The sequence below is a fragment of the Streptomyces sp. NPDC111802 genome (genome assembly GCF_055634335.1).
In genome coordinates this window covers 22,398-39,912 of record NZ_JBVKCZ010000048.1, presented here as the reverse complement: position 1 = coordinate 39,912, position 17,515 = coordinate 22,398, and the positions used below count along the sequence as shown (strand labels likewise).

General features: G+C 71.2%; 17 protein-coding genes. 12 read left to right on the top strand and 5 right to left on the bottom strand.

What is annotated here, in order from left to right; all coding sequences use genetic code 11:
- Window positions 1-114 precede the first annotated feature (114 nt).
- The 3 genes from ACZ7NC_RS37260 to ACZ7NC_RS37250 all read left to right on the top strand — a co-directional run bounded on the left by ACZ7NC_RS37260 (window position 115) and on the right by ACZ7NC_RS37250 (window position 1,865).
- Window positions 115-657: a sigma-70 family RNA polymerase sigma factor gene (locus tag ACZ7NC_RS37260; protein WP_383418342.1), complete on the top strand. Its 543-nt coding sequence runs from the start codon at window positions 115-117 to the stop codon at window positions 655-657.
- Window positions 654-1,472: an anti-sigma factor gene (locus ACZ7NC_RS37255; protein ID WP_471495194.1), complete on the top strand. Its 819-nt coding sequence runs from the start codon at window positions 654-656 to the stop codon at window positions 1,470-1,472. The genes ACZ7NC_RS37260 and ACZ7NC_RS37255 overlap by 4 nt, the downstream gene beginning before the upstream one ends.
- Window positions 1,473-1,598: 126 nt before the next feature.
- Window positions 1,599-1,865 (top strand): hypothetical protein, encoded by a 267-nt coding sequence (locus tag ACZ7NC_RS37250; protein WP_471495192.1) that lies wholly within the window; start codon window positions 1,599-1,601, stop codon window positions 1,863-1,865.
- A gap of 166 nt (window positions 1,866-2,031) precedes the next feature.
- Here ACZ7NC_RS37250 and ACZ7NC_RS37245 read toward each other — a convergent pair whose 3' ends face one another.
- Both ACZ7NC_RS37245 and ACZ7NC_RS37240 read right to left on the bottom strand, forming a co-directional pair.
- On the bottom strand, window positions 2,032-2,814 hold the full coding sequence (locus tag ACZ7NC_RS37245; RefSeq protein WP_471495190.1) for an ABC transporter permease: 783 nt from the start codon (window positions 2,812-2,814) through the stop codon (window positions 2,032-2,034).
- Window positions 2,811-3,749, bottom strand: coding sequence for an ATP-binding cassette domain-containing protein (locus tag ACZ7NC_RS37240; protein ID WP_471495188.1), 939 nt, complete (start codon window positions 3,747-3,749; stop codon window positions 2,811-2,813). The genes ACZ7NC_RS37245 and ACZ7NC_RS37240 overlap by 4 nt, the downstream gene beginning before the upstream one ends.
- A 62-nt stretch (window positions 3,750-3,811) precedes the next feature.
- On the opposite strand from ACZ7NC_RS37240, the gene ACZ7NC_RS37235 reads away from it, so the two are divergent.
- Complete coding sequence (locus ACZ7NC_RS37235) at window positions 3,812-4,528, top strand: TetR/AcrR family transcriptional regulator C-terminal domain-containing protein (protein ID WP_471495186.1); 717 nt, start codon at window positions 3,812-3,814, stop codon at window positions 4,526-4,528.
- A 19-nt stretch (window positions 4,529-4,547) separates the two neighbouring features.
- Here ACZ7NC_RS37235 and ACZ7NC_RS37230 read toward each other — a convergent pair whose 3' ends face one another.
- Genes ACZ7NC_RS37230 through hmgA form a run of 3 tightly spaced genes read right to left on the bottom strand, consistent with a single transcriptional unit; the run spans window position 4,548 to window position 7,810 of the window.
- Window positions 4,548-5,690 carry a type ISP restriction/modification enzyme gene (locus tag ACZ7NC_RS37230; protein ID WP_471495184.1) on the bottom strand — a complete coding sequence of 381 codons (1,143 nt, stop codon included), beginning with the start codon at window positions 5,688-5,690 and terminating at the stop codon, window positions 4,548-4,550.
- A gap of 26 nt (window positions 5,691-5,716) precedes the next feature.
- A complete protein-coding gene (locus ACZ7NC_RS37225; protein WP_471495182.1) occupies window positions 5,717-6,466 on the bottom strand; it encodes a GntR family transcriptional regulator in 750 nt (249 codons plus the stop codon).
- A 27-nt stretch (window positions 6,467-6,493) separates the two neighbouring features.
- The gene (gene hmgA, locus ACZ7NC_RS37220) at window positions 6,494-7,810 is read right to left on the bottom strand and encodes a homogentisate 1,2-dioxygenase (protein ID WP_471495181.1); all 1,317 of its coding nucleotides are present in this window, start codon (window positions 7,808-7,810) and stop codon (window positions 6,494-6,496) included.
- A gap of 158 nt (window positions 7,811-7,968) precedes the next feature.
- Between hmgA and ACZ7NC_RS37215 the strand changes: the two genes are divergently transcribed.
- The 8 genes from ACZ7NC_RS37215 to ACZ7NC_RS37180 all read left to right on the top strand — a co-directional run bounded on the left by ACZ7NC_RS37215 (window position 7,969) and on the right by ACZ7NC_RS37180 (window position 17,484).
- Window positions 7,969-8,418 carry a hypothetical protein gene (locus ACZ7NC_RS37215; protein ID WP_471495179.1) on the top strand — a complete coding sequence of 150 codons (450 nt, stop codon included), beginning with the start codon at window positions 7,969-7,971 and terminating at the stop codon, window positions 8,416-8,418.
- Window positions 8,415-9,029, top strand: a complete 615-nt coding sequence (locus ACZ7NC_RS37210) for a TetR/AcrR family transcriptional regulator (protein ID WP_471495177.1) — start codon at window positions 8,415-8,417, stop codon at window positions 9,027-9,029. Before ACZ7NC_RS37215 ends, ACZ7NC_RS37210 begins: the two co-directional genes overlap by 4 nt.
- 172 nt (window positions 9,030-9,201) lie before the next feature.
- Window positions 9,202-11,433 (top strand): molybdopterin oxidoreductase family protein, encoded by a 2,232-nt coding sequence (locus tag ACZ7NC_RS37205; RefSeq protein ID WP_471495175.1) that lies wholly within the window; start codon window positions 9,202-9,204, stop codon window positions 11,431-11,433.
- A gap of 141 nt (window positions 11,434-11,574) precedes the next feature.
- Window positions 11,575-13,020 carry a CitMHS family transporter gene (locus tag ACZ7NC_RS37200; RefSeq protein WP_471495173.1) on the top strand — a complete coding sequence of 482 codons (1,446 nt, stop codon included), beginning with the start codon at window positions 11,575-11,577 and terminating at the stop codon, window positions 13,018-13,020.
- Between the two features lie 31 nt (window positions 13,021-13,051).
- The gene (locus tag ACZ7NC_RS37195) at window positions 13,052-14,290 is read left to right on the top strand and encodes an MFS transporter (RefSeq protein WP_471495171.1); all 1,239 of its coding nucleotides are present in this window, start codon (window positions 13,052-13,054) and stop codon (window positions 14,288-14,290) included.
- 100 nt (window positions 14,291-14,390) lie between these two features.
- On the top strand, window positions 14,391-15,002 hold the full coding sequence (locus tag ACZ7NC_RS37190; RefSeq protein WP_471495169.1) for a hypothetical protein: 612 nt from the start codon (window positions 14,391-14,393) through the stop codon (window positions 15,000-15,002).
- Window positions 14,992-15,891, top strand: coding sequence for a class F sortase (locus ACZ7NC_RS37185; protein ID WP_471495167.1), 900 nt, complete (start codon window positions 14,992-14,994; stop codon window positions 15,889-15,891). The genes ACZ7NC_RS37190 and ACZ7NC_RS37185 overlap by 11 nt, the downstream gene beginning before the upstream one ends.
- A 255-nt stretch (window positions 15,892-16,146) precedes the next feature.
- The gene (locus tag ACZ7NC_RS37180; RefSeq protein ID WP_471495165.1) at window positions 16,147-17,484 is read left to right on the top strand and encodes an ABC transporter ATP-binding protein; all 1,338 of its coding nucleotides are present in this window, start codon (window positions 16,147-16,149) and stop codon (window positions 17,482-17,484) included.
- Window positions 17,485-17,515 lie beyond the last annotated feature (31 nt).

The window sequence follows — 17,515 nt, the reverse complement described above, 5'->3', positions numbered from 1 at the left end:
CTCGACCCGCGTTTTCGCCCCGCTGATCCGTAACCCCATCCGGAGGTGTGTTCGTTGCGAATACCTCGTGGGACAAGGCGGCCGAGATGCGGTCTGGCGGGAGGGGGAGACGAGTTGGAGGCGGACGAGCTGCTGGTGCTCGTGGCGGGCGGTGACCAGAAGGCGTTCGAGGAGCTGTACGCGCTGGTCTCCGGCCCGGTGTACGGGCTGGTGCGGCGCGTGGTGCGCGACCCCGCCCAGTCGGAGGAGGTGGCGCAGGAAGTGCTGCTCGAACTGTGGCGGTCCGCGGCGAAGTTCGACCCCGGCCGGGGCAGCGCCCTGTCGTGGATCCTCACCCTCGCCCACCGCCGCGCCGTCGACCGGGTGCGCAGCGCCCGCGCGGCCGGCGAGCGTGAGCAGCGCGAGGCCCTGCGCGCGAACCACCCCGCCTTCGACCACGTCGCCGAGGAGGTCGAGGCCGGCCTCGAACGCGAGTGGGTGCGCCGCTGTCTCGAACGCCTCACCGCCCTCCAGCGCCAGTCGGTCACCCTCGCCTATTACGACGGCTACACGTACCGTGAAGTGGCCGAGCGGCTCTCGCTGCCGCTGGGCACGGTCAAGACCCGGATGCGCGACGGACTCACCCAGCTGCGCAAGTGCCTGGGAGGTGTCGCGTGAGCTTCGTCGACCGCCTGCTGCGCCGCGCGGACCTGCACTCCCTCGCCGCCCCCTACGCCCTCGACGCCCTGGAGCCCGGTGAGCGGCTCCGCTTCGAGAAACACCTGAGGACCTGTGACATCTGCGCGGCCGAGGTGCGTGCCCTGTCCGAGGACGCCGTCCGCCTCGCCTGGTCGACGGCCGCCGCGCCGCCGGCCGCGATGCGCGACCGGGTCCTGGCCGCCGTACGGACGACTCCGCAGATGCCCGCCGGGCGGGAGCAGGCACGCGCGCGTGCCACCCAGTTGCCGCCACATGTGTGGGGCAGCCAGCCGCCGCCGCGCACCCGTGTGCCCAGGCAGCGCCCCTTGTTCGCGCCGTTCGCCACGGCCACGGCCGCCGCGGCCCTCGTCGTCGCCTCCCTCTTCGCCGTCCAGGCGAACAAGACGCAGGACCAGTTGGACGCCCAGCGGGCGCGGGCGAGTGAGATCGCTAACGTTCTGGCGGCCCCCGACGCCCGCGCGAGCACCGGCGAGGACAAGGAGGGCCGGACGATCGGAGTGGTCGCCTCCGCATCGGCGGGGAGTGCGGTCGTCACTCTGAGCGGATACGGCGAGCTGCCCGGCGGCCGGGTGCACCAGCTCTGGCTCATGCGCCCCGATGTGCAACCGCGCTCCCTCGGGCTTTTCGACGGCGACACGCCCTTGGTCGCGGCCGGTCTCGACAAGTCGGCGACGTCACTGGCTGTGACCGTCGAGCCCGACGGGGGGTCACCACAGCCCACCAGCCAGCCGGTTGTCCAACTCGCCCTGAAATCGGTTGGATTCGGAGAGTAATCGGGAACGGGTCGTCAACACCCTTACGGGGAAGGTGAATCCTGTGACCGCGATACACGAGTGCCTCACCGGGGAGATAGGGTTAACCTGCCCGGGCCGGGTGGACTCGTACGGGTGGGGAGTGACATGGATCAGATAACAGTGCGCAGCAGGGCCAGGGTCCCTGCGATCACCTGCGGGAGCAGCGCGACCAGTTCGCGCCTCGACCGCCATCTCTCGGTGCTGGCGGGTCCCGCCGTGCCGCAGACGGAGGCGGCCGAAGCGACCTCGCTGATGCGCGAACTGACCAGTCGTGACACCGCGCAGCGCAGCGACCGGGGTGCGCGGGTCCGCCGGGTCTCGCTCTTCGCCCCGCTGCGCCGGCTCCGGCGTTCGCTGTTCGGCGGACGCTGACCGCCCCGGCGTTTCTCCAGCGGCCTCCAGGCCCGCGCCCGGCAGATCACACGTCCCGGCGCCGTACGGCGCTGTCGCCGCCGTCATCCCCACGGCACGCGGCGGCGCCCCGACGTGCTACCCGGGCGCGGGTACGTCCCCCGACTCCACCCACCCCGTCCGTTCCTCAGCGCCCGCCGCGCGTGTACCGGCGTACCGCGAGCGGCGCGAACACCGCGAGCAGCACCCCGCACCAGACCAGTGACCCGGCGACGGGATGGGCGACCGGCCAGGCCGCGCCGTCCGGTACCGGTGCGTTGCCGAAGAGGTCCCGCAGGGCCGTGGTGACCGCGCTGATCGGATTCCACTCGGCGACGGTGCGCAGCCAGCCCGGCAGACCCTCGGTCGGAATGTACGCGTTGGACAGCAGGGGCAGCAGGAAGATCGCCCCGCCGAGCTGACCGGCCGCCTCCTCGTTCCGGGTGAGCAGCCCCAGGAAGATCCCGACCCACGTCGTCGCGAACCGGAACAGCAGCAACAGCCCCAAGGCGCCCACCGCTTCGAACGCGGACCCTTCGATCCGCCAGCCCACCGCGAGCCCGACCAGCAGGAACGGCACCGTCCCCGCGGCCGTCACCAGCAGATCCGCGGCCGCCTGCCCGAGCGGTACGGCGGCCCGGCTCATCGGCAGCGTCCGGAAGCGGTCCATCACACCACGGTGCGTGTCCTGGGCGGCCTGGAACATGCCGGTCATGATCCCGTTCGCGGCGGTCGCCACCAGCAGCCCCGGCACCAGGAACGACCGGTACTGTGCGCCGGGCATCGCCAGCGCGCTGCCGAAGACATAGCCGAAGAACAGCAGCATGCTGATCGGCATGGTCTGGGTCAGGATCAGCAGCCCCGGGTTGTTGCGGATCCGCCGCAGCTGCCGGCCCAGCATCGCGCCGCCGTCGTAGGTCAGGGTGCTCATGCCGCACGCTCCTCGGTGAGTCGCAGGAACACATCGTCGAGAGTCGGTGGTTTCAGGCTCGCGTCGAGCAAGGGCACGCCCGCCGCGTCGAGTTCGCGCACCAGCCGGGGGAGGGTGAGCGTGGCGTCCCGGGTGACCGCGCCGACGGCGCGCCGCTCGTGGTCGAACGACGGCTCGGCACCGGTGAGTTGATCCAGTACGGCCGCCGTCTTCACCATGACGTCGGCGTCGGTGACGACGACCTCGATGTGCGCGCCTATGGTCGCCTTGAACTGGGCGGGCGAACCCGTGTGCGCGACCCGTCCCCGGTCCATCAGGGCGATGTCGTCGGCGAGTTGGTCGGCCTCCTCCAGATACTGCGTGGTCAGCAGCACGGTCGTGCCGTCGGCGGTCAGCTGCCGCACGGCGTCCCAGATCCGGTTGCGGCTGGCGGGGTCGAGGCCGGTCGTGGGCTCGTCCAGGAACAGCACGTCGGGGCGGCGCACGAGGCTCGCCGCCAGGTCGAGACGGCGGCGCATCCCGCCCGAGTACGTGGACGCCGGCCGGTCGGCCGCCTCGGTCAGCCCGAAGCGGTCCAGCAGCTCGGCGGCCCGCTCGGCCGGCCCGCGCACCCGGTGCAGCCGGGCGAACAGCCTGAGGTTCTCGCGGCCGGTGAGTTCGCCGTCGACCGAGGCGTACTGGCCGGTGACGCCGATGTGGCGTCGGACGGCCGCCGGGTCCCGCAGCAGGTCGTGCCCGGCGACACGGGCCGAGCCGGCGTCCGGACGCAGAAGTGTGGTGAGCAGTCGGATCGCCGTGGTCTTGCCCGCCCCGTTGGGTCCCAGGAGCCCGCAGACAGTGCCCTGCGCGACGGCCAGATCAAGGCCACGCAGGGCATCGACCTCGCCGAACCGCTTCTCCAGACCTTCACTAAGTACAGCGTACGTAGAAGTCATGTCTCGACCATAGCGCACTACGTACGGTGTACGTAACTAGGATGGTGGCGAGGTGATGATCGATGGCGGGCCGAGCTGCCGTACCCGAAGTGATCTGGGCGCGTCCCGAGCGGACCGGGCGTGGTCCCAGGCCCGCGTTCACGCGTGCGGACATCGCGGCCGCGGCGGTGCGCATCGCCGACGCCCGGGGGCTGGATGCGGTGTCCATGCGGCATGTCGCGGCCGAGCTGGGCTGCGGGACGATGTCGCTGTACAACTACGTCCCCCGTAAGGAGGACCTGTACGAGCTGATGATCGACGCGGTGGGTGCCGAGCACGACATCCGGGAGCCCTCGGGCGACTGGCGTGCCGACATGGTCCGCAACGCGCAGGAGACCCGCGCCATCATGCATCGGCACACCTGGGTGCCGCGGCTGATGTCAGGGATGTACGGCTTCAGCCCCAACACCCTGCGCTATCTGGAGCACTGCCTGGCCTGTCTGGAACCGCTCGACGTTCCGTACAGCGTGAAGATGGAGCTGGTCGCGCTGCTCAACGGCGTCGTGACGACGTACACCGCGAACGAGATCGCCACCGCCGAGCGCACCCGTTCCATGCCCTGGTCCGAGGAGGAGGAGAACGCGGTCCGCATCGCCTACCTCGGCAGTCAGGTCGCCACCGGCAAGTATCCGCGCCTCGCCGCGGCCTTCATGGAGGACAGCGGGCCGATCGATCTGGAGGCGGTGTTCCGGCGGGCGCTCGAACGGGTGCTCGATGCTTTTGACCCCGGTTCGCGTTAGAGGTTGCGTCAGAGGTTGGTCAGAGCAACGCGAACTGGCCTTCTGGGCCTTCCTCGTGGTGGTCCAGGACGGATGCCGGGCGGCGTGTCGGCTCCGGCACCGGCAGGACGCCGGCCTTGTGGAGGTCGGTCGCGGTGATGGGCGACGTCAACTCCTGGTCGATCGGCTGGAGTTCCGCCAGCAGGGCCAGGACCGTGATCAGTTCCAGCAGCTCCGATGTCCACGTCTGCGGCCAGGTCGCCGGGCGGATCGCCGCCAGGGTGCCCGGTTCGGGCTCCGTGACGCGGGCGGCGAACCACTGCTCCAGGACCTTCACACCGGCCACCTCGTAGTCCCAGGCCTCCGGCGGGACCGGTGAGATGCGGCCCTCGTCCAGCAGCAGGGCCTCCTCGTCGCGGTCGTACTCCAGGGTCAGCGGACGGGAGGGGAGCGGCGCGCGGACGTACGGGCGGCGGCCGCCGGGCAGCTTCGGGCGGTCGCCGTCGCGCCGCATCAGCCACAGGGCGCGGTGGCCCGACTCCACGCCGCGCGCCCACAGTTCGGGGTCGGCGGTGAGGGGGACGGTGAGATCCGGGCGTACGGCCGCCACGGTCCAGGCGAGGAGGTCCAGCGGCTCGACCGGTCCGTCGAGCCGGTCCCGGAGGTGCTCCAGGAGGCCCGGCGCCAGATTGGGTTCCGTGCCGCCCGGGCGGCGGTACAGCGGGCGGACGCGTCCAGGGCGGACCAGTGGGAGCAGGGAGGTCGCCAGCAGGCGGGACTCCGGCGTCTCCAGCACGAAGATCTGGTGCTCGTCCATCACCCGCCACAGCTCCGGGCGGGCCGCGTCGATCAGACGGTGGTCGGGGATCAGCCACTGCTCGTCGAAGGGGGCGTGCAGGGCGCGCACCGGCTCCGGGCAGGGGCCCGAGGCGCGGATCAGCTTCTCCGTGCCGGTGGACCGGCCGGGCAGCTGTCCGACCGCCGAGTGCAGGGTGCGCGAACGCGTCGGCTCCAGCAGGGCCTCCCGGTCCGGGCCCTCGGCCTTCACGAAGGCGTCCCAGCGGGCCTTCAGGGACGCCGCGTCGGGGCCCGTCGGCCACCCCCGGCCGAGCCGCGGCGGTGCGACGGACCACGGCATGAGGTCCGCGAGCAGCGGAGCGTCGTCGTGCGTCACGCTGGGCATCGTACGACTTGGCTGTGACACCGGGGTCAGGTCGCCTCCAAGGTCACCGTGAAGGAGAAGCGGTCGCCCCGGTAGTGGATGACCGCCGCGTCCAGCACCTGCCCGTCCGCGTCGTACGTCACGCCCGTGTAGTGCAGGATCGGGCTCAGCAGCGGGACTTGGAGCAGCCGGGCCGTCTCCGGATCGGCCAGACGGGCCTCGACCGTGTCCGTGATGCGGCTGATGTCCGCTCCGACGACGTCCCGCAGCACCTTGGTCATCGGCCAGCGCACCAGGTCGTCCAGATCGATACGCGCGGCCAGTTCGGGGCGGACGTAGTTGCGGGCGTGGTTGGTCGGCTCGCCGGTCTTCTCGTCGCTGCGCAGGCGGTGGTACGTCGCCACCTCGTCGATGTCCGGGAAGTACTCGGCGAGTTCGGGCGGGACCCGCGCCCTGCCGTGCTCCAGCAGTTCGGTCGCCATGCCGGACTGCTGGGCCACGATCGCGTCCACCGAGCCGAGCAGCCGCACCGGGGCGCCCCGGCGGGCGTCCGGCTCGATGAACGTGCCGCGCCTTCGATGGCGCGTGATCAGGCCCTCGTCCTCCAGCTCCTTCAACGCCTGCCGCATGGTCAGCACGCTCACGCCGTAGTGCTCGGCCAGCTGCTCCTCGGTGGGCAGGCGCAGCGGGTCCTGCGGTCGGCGGCCCAGTATCGAGGCGCGCAGCGACTGCGAGACCTGGTACCAGAGCGGCAGCTTGCGGTTCAGGACGATCGAGTCAGGCGCGAAGGAGGTCACGGGGCCATCCGTACCGGTAGGGGATCTTTACTGCAAGGGGCGGAAGTGGCGCTCCATGCCTTGCCAGACGTCGTCGTAGCGCTGTTGCAGGTGTTCGGCCCCGGCCGCCTGCGGGGTCAGCGTCACCGGCCAGCGGGTCTCGAACATGAACGCCAGCCCGTCGTCGATCTTCTGCGGCTTCAGATCGGCGGCGCTCGCCCTGTCGAACGTCTCCCGGTCCGGGCCGTGCGCCGACATCATGTTGTGCAGCGAGCCGCCGCCCGGCACGAAGCCCTCCGCCTTCGCGTCGTACGCGCCCTCGATGAGGCCCATGTACTCACTCATGACGTTCCGGTGGAAGTAGGGCGGCCGGAAGGTGTTCTCGCCCACCAGCCAGCGCGGGGCGAACACGACGAAGTCGACGCCCGCGAGGCCCGGTGTGTCCGAAGGGGACGTCAGCACCGTGAAGATCGACGGGTCGGGGTGGTCGTAGGAGATGGTGCCGATCACATTGAAACGGCGCAGATCGTAGATGTACGGCACATGGTTGCCGTGCCAGGCGACCACGTCGAGGGGTGTGTGGTCGTAAGTGGCCGTCCAGAGGTTGCCGCAGAACTTGTTCACCACCTCCACGGGGCCCTCGACCTCCTCGTACGCCGCCACCGGAGCCATGAAGTCCCGGGCGTTGGCGAGGCCGTTGGCGCCGATCGGGCCGAGGTCGGGGAGGTGGAAGGGCGCCCCATAGTTCTCGCACACATAACCCCGGGCAGAGTCATCCAGCAGCTCCACACGGAAGCGCACCCCACGTGGAATCAGTGCCACCTGTGCCGGCTCCACATGCAGCAGCCCGAACTCCGTGCGCAGCAGCAGCCCGCCCTGCTCCGGCACGATCAGCAGCTCGCCGTCGGCGTCGCTGAAGACACGGTCCATCGAGGAGTTGGCGTGATACAGGTGCACGGCCATGCCGGTGCGCTGGGTCACGTCGCCGTTGCCGCCCAGAGTCCACAGGCCGGCCAGGAAGTCGGTGCCGGGCGCGGGCTCGGGCAGGGGGTTCCAGCGCAGGCGGTTCGGGTCCGGCACCGACTCCGTGAACGGCGCCGTACGGATCGCGCCGTTGTCCGTGCGGGTGAACGCCGGATGGGCGGCCGACGGGTGGATGCGGTACAGCCACGAGCGGCGGTTGTGCGCCCTCGGCTCGGTGAACGCCGTACCGCTCAGCTGCTCCGCGTAGAGGCCCAGCGGGGCACGCTGGGGTGAGTTGCGGCCCTCGGGGAGGGCGCCGGGCACCGCCTCCGAGCTGTGCTCGTTGCCGAAACCGGAGAGGTAGGTCAGCCCTTCCGCGGTCTTCCGCGTGTCCCCGCTCATGATCGCTCCCTTGAGATCTGATTCCTATGCTTCACCGTAGGATTGCGTTTTCGCAGGCGCAAGAGATCCGACGGACTCGCTGCGAGTACGACGAGAACCGGACGCCGACCCGACTCAAGGGGGATTCGGCTGTCGGACCGGTGTTCTAGTCTCCGGGCATGTCGTGGACGCGGACCCTTGTCGCCGCGCTCGCGGTCTGTGTCCTGCTGCTGACCGGAACCGCGGGCCGCGGCTCCAGTGGTGCGCGGAACCAGGACGGCAGCGCGGTGTCGCCCTCCCCGGTGGGCAAGGTCCTGGACGACACCGACGACGACGGACGGCACTACCGCGAGGTGGACAAGGACGATGCCCCCGCGGTCGCCATAGAGGTGCAGCCGGCCCGGGACGGCGCAGGTGGGGGAGGCTGGGACGTACGGCTGACGGTGCGCGACTTCCGCTTCTCGCCTCCCGGTGCGAAGGCTCATGCGGTGGCCGGACGCGGGCTCGCGTACGCGGAGACGACCGCGGCGCCGGCGTCGGCACCGTCCACCGCGGCACTGAGTGCGCCGGGTACTCGTCCCCGTACCTGGGGTCAGGGTTCACCGGACCGAGGCGGAAAGGCATCATGAAGACCGTGCCCCATCCAGCATCGCTACGCCGGGCGCCCGTGCAGCGGCGCAGCGCCGAACGGCTGACCAGGATCCTCGACGCCTGCGCCGACCTCCTCGACGAGGTCGGCTACGACGACCTGAGCACCCGGGCCGTCGCCCAGCGGGCCGGCGTGCCCATCGGCTCGGTCTACCGCTTCTTCGGCAACAAGCGCCAGATGGCCGACGCCCTCGCCCAGCGCAACCTGGAGCGCTACACCGCCCGCGTCACCGAGCGCCTGAAGGAGACCGACGACCAAGGCTGGCAGACGGCGATGGACGCCGTGCTCGACGAGTACATCGCCATGAAGCGCACCGCGCCCGGCTTCTCCCTCGTCGACTTCGGCAACCAGATCCCCGTCGGCAGCCGCGGCGAACCCAACCACCGCGTCGCCGACCGCCTCACCGACCTGCTCTCCGGCCACCTCGACCGCGAACCGGACGAGGACCTGCGCCGCACGTTCCTCGTCGCCGTCGAGACCGCCGACACCCTGGTCCACCTCGCCTTCCGGATGGCGCCCGAGGGCGACGAACGGATCCTCGTGGAGGCGCGGGAACTGCTGCGGGCGTATCTGGCGCGGGTGCTGGACTGACCGCACCGGCGGACCGGCTCGGGTACGGCTCTGCGGCGTCCGGTCGTCCGCGGGGCCGACGGCTCGCGAATTTCCGACCTCACCCCCCGCGAGGACTCCCCTCCATGCATACCGGTCGGTATGCTCGGTCGGAGTCCATGCGCCAATGTCGCCGCCATCTCCGGGAGGACCCGTGTCCCGCACCGCACTGCGCATCTGCCCCCTGTGCGAGGCCACCTGCGGCCTGACCCTCACCATCGAGGGAACCAAGGTCACCGGTGCCCGAGGTGACCGCGACGATGTGTTCAGCAAGGGGTTCATCTGCCCCAAGGGCGCCTCCTTCGGGGCCGTCGACGGCGACCCCGACCGGCTGCGCACCCCCCTCGTGCGCAAGGACGGCGAGCTGTGCGAGGCCACCTGGGAGGAGGCCTTCGACGCGATCGCGGCCGGCATCCGCCCCGTCGTCGAGCGGTACGGGCCGAACTCGGTGGGCCTCGTGCTGGGCAACCCCAATGTGCACACCGTGGCCGGCGCGCTCTATCCGCCGGTCCTGATCGCCGGCCTCGGCACCCGCAGCGTCTTCACCGCCTCCACGGTCGACCAGATGCCCAAGCACGTCTCCAGCGGACTGCTCTACGGCGACGCCCTCGCGATCCCCGTGCCCGACCTGGACCACACCGACCATCTGCTGCTCATCGGCGCCAACCCCCTGGAGTCCAACGGCAGCCTGTGCACCGCCCCCGACTTCCCCGGCAAGCTCAAGGCGCTCAAGGCCCGCGGCGGCACCCTCACCGTCATCGACCCGCGCCGCACCCGCACCGCCCAGCTGGCCGACCGGCACCTCGCGATCCGGCCCGGAACCGACGCGCTGCTGCTGGCGGCGATGGCGCACGTGCTGTTCGAGGAAGACCTGGTCGCCCTGGGGGAGTTGGCGCCGCACGTCCAAGGGGTCGAGGAACTCCGCGCGGAAGTACGGGACTTCACCCCCGAGGCGGTGGCCGACGCCTGTGACATCGACGCCGGTACCATCCGCGCCCTCGCCCGCGACCTCGCCGCCGCCCCGACCGCCGCCGTCTATGGCCGTATCGGCAGCTGCACCGTCCCGCACGGCACCCTGGCCAGCTGGCTCGTCGACGTACTCAACATCCTCACCGGCAACCTCGACCGCCCCGGCGGCGCCCTCTTCCCGCAGGCCGCCACCGACAAGACGCCCCGTCCGGCGGGGCCCGGCCGCGGGTTCGCGCTCGGCCGCTGGCACTCCCGGGTGAGCGAACACCCGGAAGCCAAGGGCGAGTTGCCGCTGTCCGCGCTCGCCGAGGAGATCGACACCGCCACCGAGGAGGGCGAGCCGATCCGGGCGCTCATCGCGGTCGCCGCCAACCCCGTCCTGTCGGCGCCCGACGGCGACCGGCTCGACAAGGCCCTCGGCTCGCTCGACTTCATGGTCAGCGTCGATCCCTACCTCAACGAGACCTCGCGCCACGCCGACGTCGTACTGCCCCCGCCTCCACCCTCGCAGAGCCCGCACCACGACTTCGCCTTCAACACCCTCGCCGTCCGCAACCAGGTCCGCTACACCCGCCCCGCCGTCCCGCTGGAGCCCGGCCGCATGGCCGAGTCCGAGATCCTGGCCCGATTGATCCTGGCCGCCACCGGCATGCACGGCGCCGACCCGGGCGCCGTCGACGCGATGGTCATCGACCAGACCCTCGGCAAGGCGGTCAAGGAGCCCCACTCGCCCGTGCACGGCCGCGACCCGAAGGAACTCGCCGCGCAACTCGCCGGCGTGAGCGGACCTGAGCGGCGGCTCGACATGATGCTGCGCCTGGGCCCGTACGGCGACGGCTTCGGCGTACGACCGGACGGGCTGACCCTGGAGCGGCTGCTCGCGCATCCGCACGGCATCGACCTCGGGCCGCTGAAGTCCCGGCTGCCGCAGCCGCTGAAGACCGTCAGCGGCAAGGTGGAGCTGCTGCCGCGGCCCATCGCCGACGACCTGCCGCGGCTGAGGGAGGCTCTGCGCGAGCGCCCCGACGGGCTCGTCCTCGTCGGCCGGCGCCATCTGCGCTCCAACAACAGCTGGATGCACAACGTCCCCGCCCTCACCGGCGGTTCCAACCGGTGCACCCTGCACATCCACCCGGACGACGCCGAGCGGCTGGGCGTGCGCACCGCACAACCCGTGCGCGTGAAGGGCGCCGGGGGAGAGGTGATCGCGAAGGCCGAGGTCACCGACATCGTGCGACCCGGTGTGGTGAGCCTCCCGCACGGCTGGGGTCACGACCGCCCCGGCACCCGTCTGACCCACGCCGCCACCGACCCCGGGGTCAACGTCAACCAGCTCCTCGACGGCAGCCTGCTCGACCCGCTGTCGGGCAACGCGGTGCTCAACGGAGTGCCCGTCGACGTGGCGCCCGTGAGCTGAAAAAGTTCCCCCTGTGACCGGAAATGATCAGCCGCTGACCTGAGCAAAGCTCTGACCTGGAGTTTTGCGCTTATTGCTCGCATGTCAACGTCTTGTTAACGCTGCTTGACGGGACCTAACGTCGTCGCACCCCCGGCCCTCGTGGGATGTTCAAGGGCGAACGTTAGGTATCCACTCATGCTGACCATCCTCGGCTTCGCCATGATCGCGACCTTCCTGGTCCTGATCATGATGAAGAAGATGTCGCCGATCGCGGCGCTCGTACTGATTCCTGCACTGTTCTGCGTGTTCGTAGGAAAGGGCGCCAAACTCGGTGACTACGTCATCGAAGGCGTGACCAGCCTCGCGCCCACCGCGGCGATGCTCATGTTCGCGATCGTCTACTTCGGTGTGATGATCGATGTCGGCCTCTTCGACCCGATCGTTCGGGGAATCCTGAAGTTCTGCAAGGCCGACCCGATGCGGATCGTCGTCGGCACGGCGATCCTCGCCGCGATCGTCTCGCTCGACGGCGACGGCTCGACCACCTTCATGATCACCGTCTCGGCGATGTACCCGCTGTACAAGCGCCTGAAGATGAGCCTGGTCGTGATGACCGGTGTCGCCGCCATGGCCAACGGCGTGATGAACACCCTTCCGTGGGGCGGCCCGACCGCCCGCGCCGCCACCGCCCTCAAGCTCGACGCCAGCGACATCTTCGTGCCGATGATCCCGGCCCTCGCCGTCGGCCTGCTGGCCGTGTTCGTGCTCTCGTACTTCCTCGGTCTGCGCGAGCGCAAGCGCCTGGGTGTGCTCACGCTGAACGAGGTCCTGGTCGAGGAGAAGGAGTCCGAGACGGTTCTGGTGGGTGCCGGCGGCTCCGGCAAGGCCAAGACCCCGGCGGGCACGGGCGGCTCGGGCTCCGGCACCGACGCCGAGGACGCCGCGGACGACGAGGACGAGCGCTTCCAGGCCCTCGACCCGAACCGGCCCACCCTGCGCCCCAAGCTCTACTGGTTCAACGCGCTGCTCACGGTCGTCCTGCTCACCGCCATGATCATGGAGTGGCTGCCGATCCCGGTGCTGTTCCTGCTCGGCGCCGCGCTCGTGCTCACCGTGAACTTCCCGCACATCCCCGACCAGAAGGCCCGTCTCGCGGCCCACGCCGACAACGTCCTCAACGTCTCCGGCATGGTCTTCGCCGCCGCCGTCTTCACCGGCGTCCTCCAGGGCACCGGCATGGTCGACCACATGGCCAAGTGGATGGTGGACGTCATCCCCGAGGGCATGGGCCCGCACATGGCCCTGGTCACCGGTGTGCTGAGCCTTCCGCTCACCTACTTCATGTCGAACGACGGCTTCTACTTCGGCGTCCTGCCGGTCCTCGCCGAGGCCGGCGCGGCCCATGGCGTCACCCCGCTGGAGATGGCCCGCGCCTCCCTGGTCGGCCAGCCGCTGCACATGTCGAGCCCGCTGGTCCCGGCCGTGTACGTCCTGGTCGGCATGGCCAAGGTCGAGTTCGGCGACCACACCAGGTTCGTGGTGAAGTGGGCGGCGCTCACCTGCCTCATCATCCTCGGGGCCGGTCTGCTCTTCGGCATCATCTGATCCGCGCACACATCCTGGGAGGGACACGATCATGGCGCCCGGTGGGAACCGCGGCTGGCTGCTCCGCCTCGTCATCGCCTTCAGCTTCGCGCAGGGGGCGGTGTCGATGGCCCGGCCCGCCGTCTCCTACCGGGCGCTCGCGCTGGGCGCGGACGAGCGGGCGATCGGTGTGATCGCGGGGGTGTACGCCCTGCTCCCGCTGTTCGTCGCCGTACCGCTGGGCCGCCGTACCGACCACGGCCGCTGTGCGCCGCTGCTGCCCGTCGGTGTCGTCCTGATCTCCGGCGGCTGCGCCCTCAGCGGCCTCGCGGCCTCCCTCTGGGCGATGGCGGTGTGGAGCGGGGTCATGGGCCTCGGCCACCTCTGCTTCGTCATCGGCGCCCAGTCGATCGTCGCCCGCCAGTCCGCCCCGCACGAACAGGACCGCAACTTCGGCCACTTCACCATCGGTGCCTCGCTGGGCCAGCTGGTCGGCCCGATCGCGGCGGGCGCGCTGATCGGCGGCCCGGACATGGCGGGCACCAGCGCGCTCGCCCTGCTGGTCGCGGGCGCGGGTGGCGCGGTCGCGCTCGGCTCGCTGTGGCGCATAGAGAGCCGTACGACGTCCATGTCGCGCGAGGCGCCGGGCGAGCGGGTCCCCGTCCGGCGCATCCTGCGCGCCCGGGGCGTGCCCGCCGGCATCTTCATCAGCCTCGCCGTGCTGTCCGCGACCGACATCCTCACCGCATATCTCCCCGTGGTCGGCGAGCACCGGGGCATCGCGCCCTCGGTGATCGGCCTCCTGCTCAGCCTGCGCGCGGCGGCCACCATCGCCTGCCGACTGGTCCTGACGCCCCTGCTGCGGCTGCTCGGGCGCACCCTGCTGCTGACGGTGACCTGTCTGCTGGCCGCCCTGCTGTGCGCGGGCGTCGCGCTGCCGGTGCCGGTGTGGGCGCTTGCCGTGATGCTGGCGGTGCTCGGCTTCTGCCTCGGCGTCGGCCAGCCGCTGTCCATGACGACGGTGGTCCAGGCGTCCCCCGAGGGCGCCCGCTCCACCGCCCTCGCCCTGCGGCTGACCGGCAACCGGCTCGGCCAGGTCGCCGCGCCCGCCTCGGCCGGCCTGGTGGCGGGCCTCGCGGGGGTGGCTGCGCCGTTCGTGATGCTGGGCGCGCTGCTGCTGGTGTCGGCGGGGACAGCGCTGCGGGCGCCCGCGAGGATGGCGGAGGAGGCCGAGGGCGCCGGTGGACGCGGCGGATCCAGGTCGGTTCTGCGGCGAAAGAGTGGAATCTGACGGCTCATCGGGCGCTGCTCCCCCGATTCGTCGTGCACATGTGAAAGAGAGTCAGACGAAGAGCGATTTGTACGAAAATCATCTGACTCGGAGGACTCGCATGCCCACCACGTCTCTTCCACGCCGCACAGCGCGCTTTGTCGCCGTCACGGCGCTGACCGCCGCGCTGACTCCGCTCTCCGGGATGCCGACGGCGGGAGCCGCGCCGATGGCGCCCGGTGACAATGGCACCCTCAAGATCCACACGGCGCCGTGGGACGGGGTCGCGCGCACGCCGTACGGGGACGCGATCGACGAGCCGAGGGTCTGCCGGTTCTACCTCGACGCGGCCAACTTCGAGACCATCACGGCCGTCACCTGGAACATCGCGACCCAGCCCAATGTGCCGGGCGGCGCCACACTGCGCGGGACCCTCAATCTCGCGGGCGGCATCGGCCACACCGAGGACCTGAATCTGCCCGACGGCCAGTACCGGCTGTCGTGGACGTTCACGGGCATGACGGGCGGCGAGCGTGAGAAGACGTTCACGGTCGACTGCCGGACGTCGATGACGACGCCCCCGCCCGGTCCGCAGGGCGGTCCGCCGGCCGGGGGCGGCGGCATCGCTCGCGGTGAGGCCTTCACCACCGTCGCCGGCGCCGGCGTCGTCGGCCTGGCCGCGGTGGGCGGGGTGATCTGGTTCCGGCTCCGTCGTCGTACGCATGGCGCGTAGAAGGCGCAGGCCCTGGTATCGCCGGCGCGCCTACCGGCTGGCGAGGACGGCCGTACTGACCGTCTCGCTGGTGGTGGTCTGCGTCCGGTGCGACCACGAGGGGTCCGGGGCCGGTACGGCCGCTCCGGGCTCCGCCGAGGCCTCCGAGGTCCAAGCCGCCGGCACCGACTCCGGTGCCGGCGGGGAGGGCACCGGCCTGCGAGCCGACTCCCGCCCGGCTGCGGGCGGTCCGGGCGCCGACGCGCAGCCGGCTTCGCCCGAACCGGCCGACCGCGGCGAAGCCGCGAACCTTCCCGTCGGCACGGCACCGACCACGGTCCCGGCGACCACCCAGGCCCCACCCCCACCCACCCCCTCCTCTCGGCCCGCCCGTTCCGGGAAGGCCGCCAAGCGCCCCGCCGGCCCTCGACCGCTGCCCCGCTCCAGCGCGACCCGTCTCGCCATCCCCTACATCAGCGTCGACGCTCCGCTGATGGACCTCCGCCTCGACAGCGGGCGGCGCCTGCCCGCGCCCCCGGAGGACAAGCCCGACCTGGTCGGCTGGTACGCGGACGGGCCCTCCCCGGGTGAGCAGGGCACGGCCATCGCCGTGGGCCACCTCGACACCGACACCGGCCCCGCCGTCTTCGGCGGCCTCGGTGAACTGAAACGCGGCAAACACATCGAGATCCGGCGCGCCGACGGACGGACCGCCGTCTACTCCGTCGACCGCATCAAGACGTACCAGAAGGACAAGTTCCCCAACCGCGAGGTGTACGGGGCCCGATCCCGTCCGGAGCTGCGGCTGATCACCTGCGGCGGCAACTACGACCGCAGGACCGGCTACACGGGCAATGTGGTCGTCTACGCCCATCTCACCGCGACCCGGGAGCCGAAGCGCGACCGCTGAGCCCAGGGGTGTCGGCCGGCGCTGAATGCGGGCGTCCGTTTGTCCGCCTGATGGACCGTGGCGCCCGATCCCGCCCGTTCCCTTCCCCCGGCCGCACACATTCCGTTAACTTCCGTGACTCATACGCCCCGTACGACCCGCACGGAGCGTTCGACCGCGGAGCACCAGGGCCTGTCCGGCACCCGCGCGTGCCGGAGTACACACCGGCAGCCGGACGCGCCCTGGCGCCTGATTGAGCCCCCGGGGGCATCCGTCATGACACGCGCCATCTCCCTGCACGACGTGAGCAAGGCATACACGCGAGGCGTCCGCGTCGTGGACCGGCTCTCGCTGGACATCGAGCCGGGCGAGTTCCTCGTCCTCCTCGGGCCGTCCGGCTGCGGCAAGTCCACCGTGCTCAGGATGATCGCCGGTCTTGAGGAGATCGACGAGGGTGAACTGCTGCTGGACGGCGAGGTGGCCAACGACCTGCTGCCCGCCGCGCGCCGGATGGCGATGGTCTTCCAGAACTTCGCCCTCTACCCGAGCATGACCAGCCGCGACAACATCGGCTTCCCGCTGCGCATCGAGTCCCCCGGCGCGGATCCGCGCCCACAGGTGGACGCCACCGCCCGCATGCTGGGCATCGAGGACCTCCTCGACCGCTTCCCGGCGCAGCTCTCCGGCGGCGAACGCCAGCGCGTCGCCATGGGCCGGGCCATCGCCCGGCACCCCACCGCGTTCCTGATGGACGAGCCGCTGTCCAACCTCGACGCCAAACTCCGCAACCACCTGCGCGCCGAAATCTCCGGCCTCACCCGGAAGCTGGGCGCCACCACGGTGTACGTCACCCATGACCAGGCCGAGGCGATGTCGCTCGGCGACCGGGTGGCCGTGCTGCGCGGCGGCGTCCTCCAACAGGTCGGCGCCCCACGCACGGTCTACGCGCTGCCCCGCAATGTCTTCGTCGCCGCCTTCATCGGTATCCCGCGCATCAACCTGCTGCGCGGCGTGGTGCGAGCCCCGCTGGACGGCGCGATGACCATCAGCCTCGGCAAGCAGTACCTCCGGCTGCCCGAACCGCTGTCCCTGGACCACCAGTTGCTCCGTGTGCAGCAGGGCCGCGAGGTCATCGTGGGCCTGCGTTCGGAGGCGGTCCGCATCGCCAAGCCCGCCGCCGCCCGCCCCGGCGAGGCGCACATCACCGGTCTCGTCGAGCATGTGGAGTTCCAGGGCCACGAGGTCCTCGTCCACTTCAACACCGGCTCCCGGCCGGCCGTCGTACCCGACCTGGAGGCCCCGCGCCCCCTTCCCCCGGTCCGGCGCCGGCGCCGTGAGGCCGGCACGGTGCTCGACCGGCTTCGCGGCCGCGCCGCCGCCCTGCGCGCCGGCCCCGTGGTGACGCTGGAGCACCCGGCCGACGCCGGCCCCGACCCCGCCCCGCCGGAGGGCCGCCTCCCCGGTGACCTCATCGTCCGCACCACCCCCGACATCGAACTACGGCACGGCATGCAGGTCCCCCTTCTCGTCGACATCGCCCACCTGTTCGTCTTCGACCAGCACGGAGAGCGAATCTGCCCGGATCCGGCGCGGCTGCCCGATCTGGAGGAGTGAAGTCCGCCCGGTATAGCCAGTTATGGGCCGT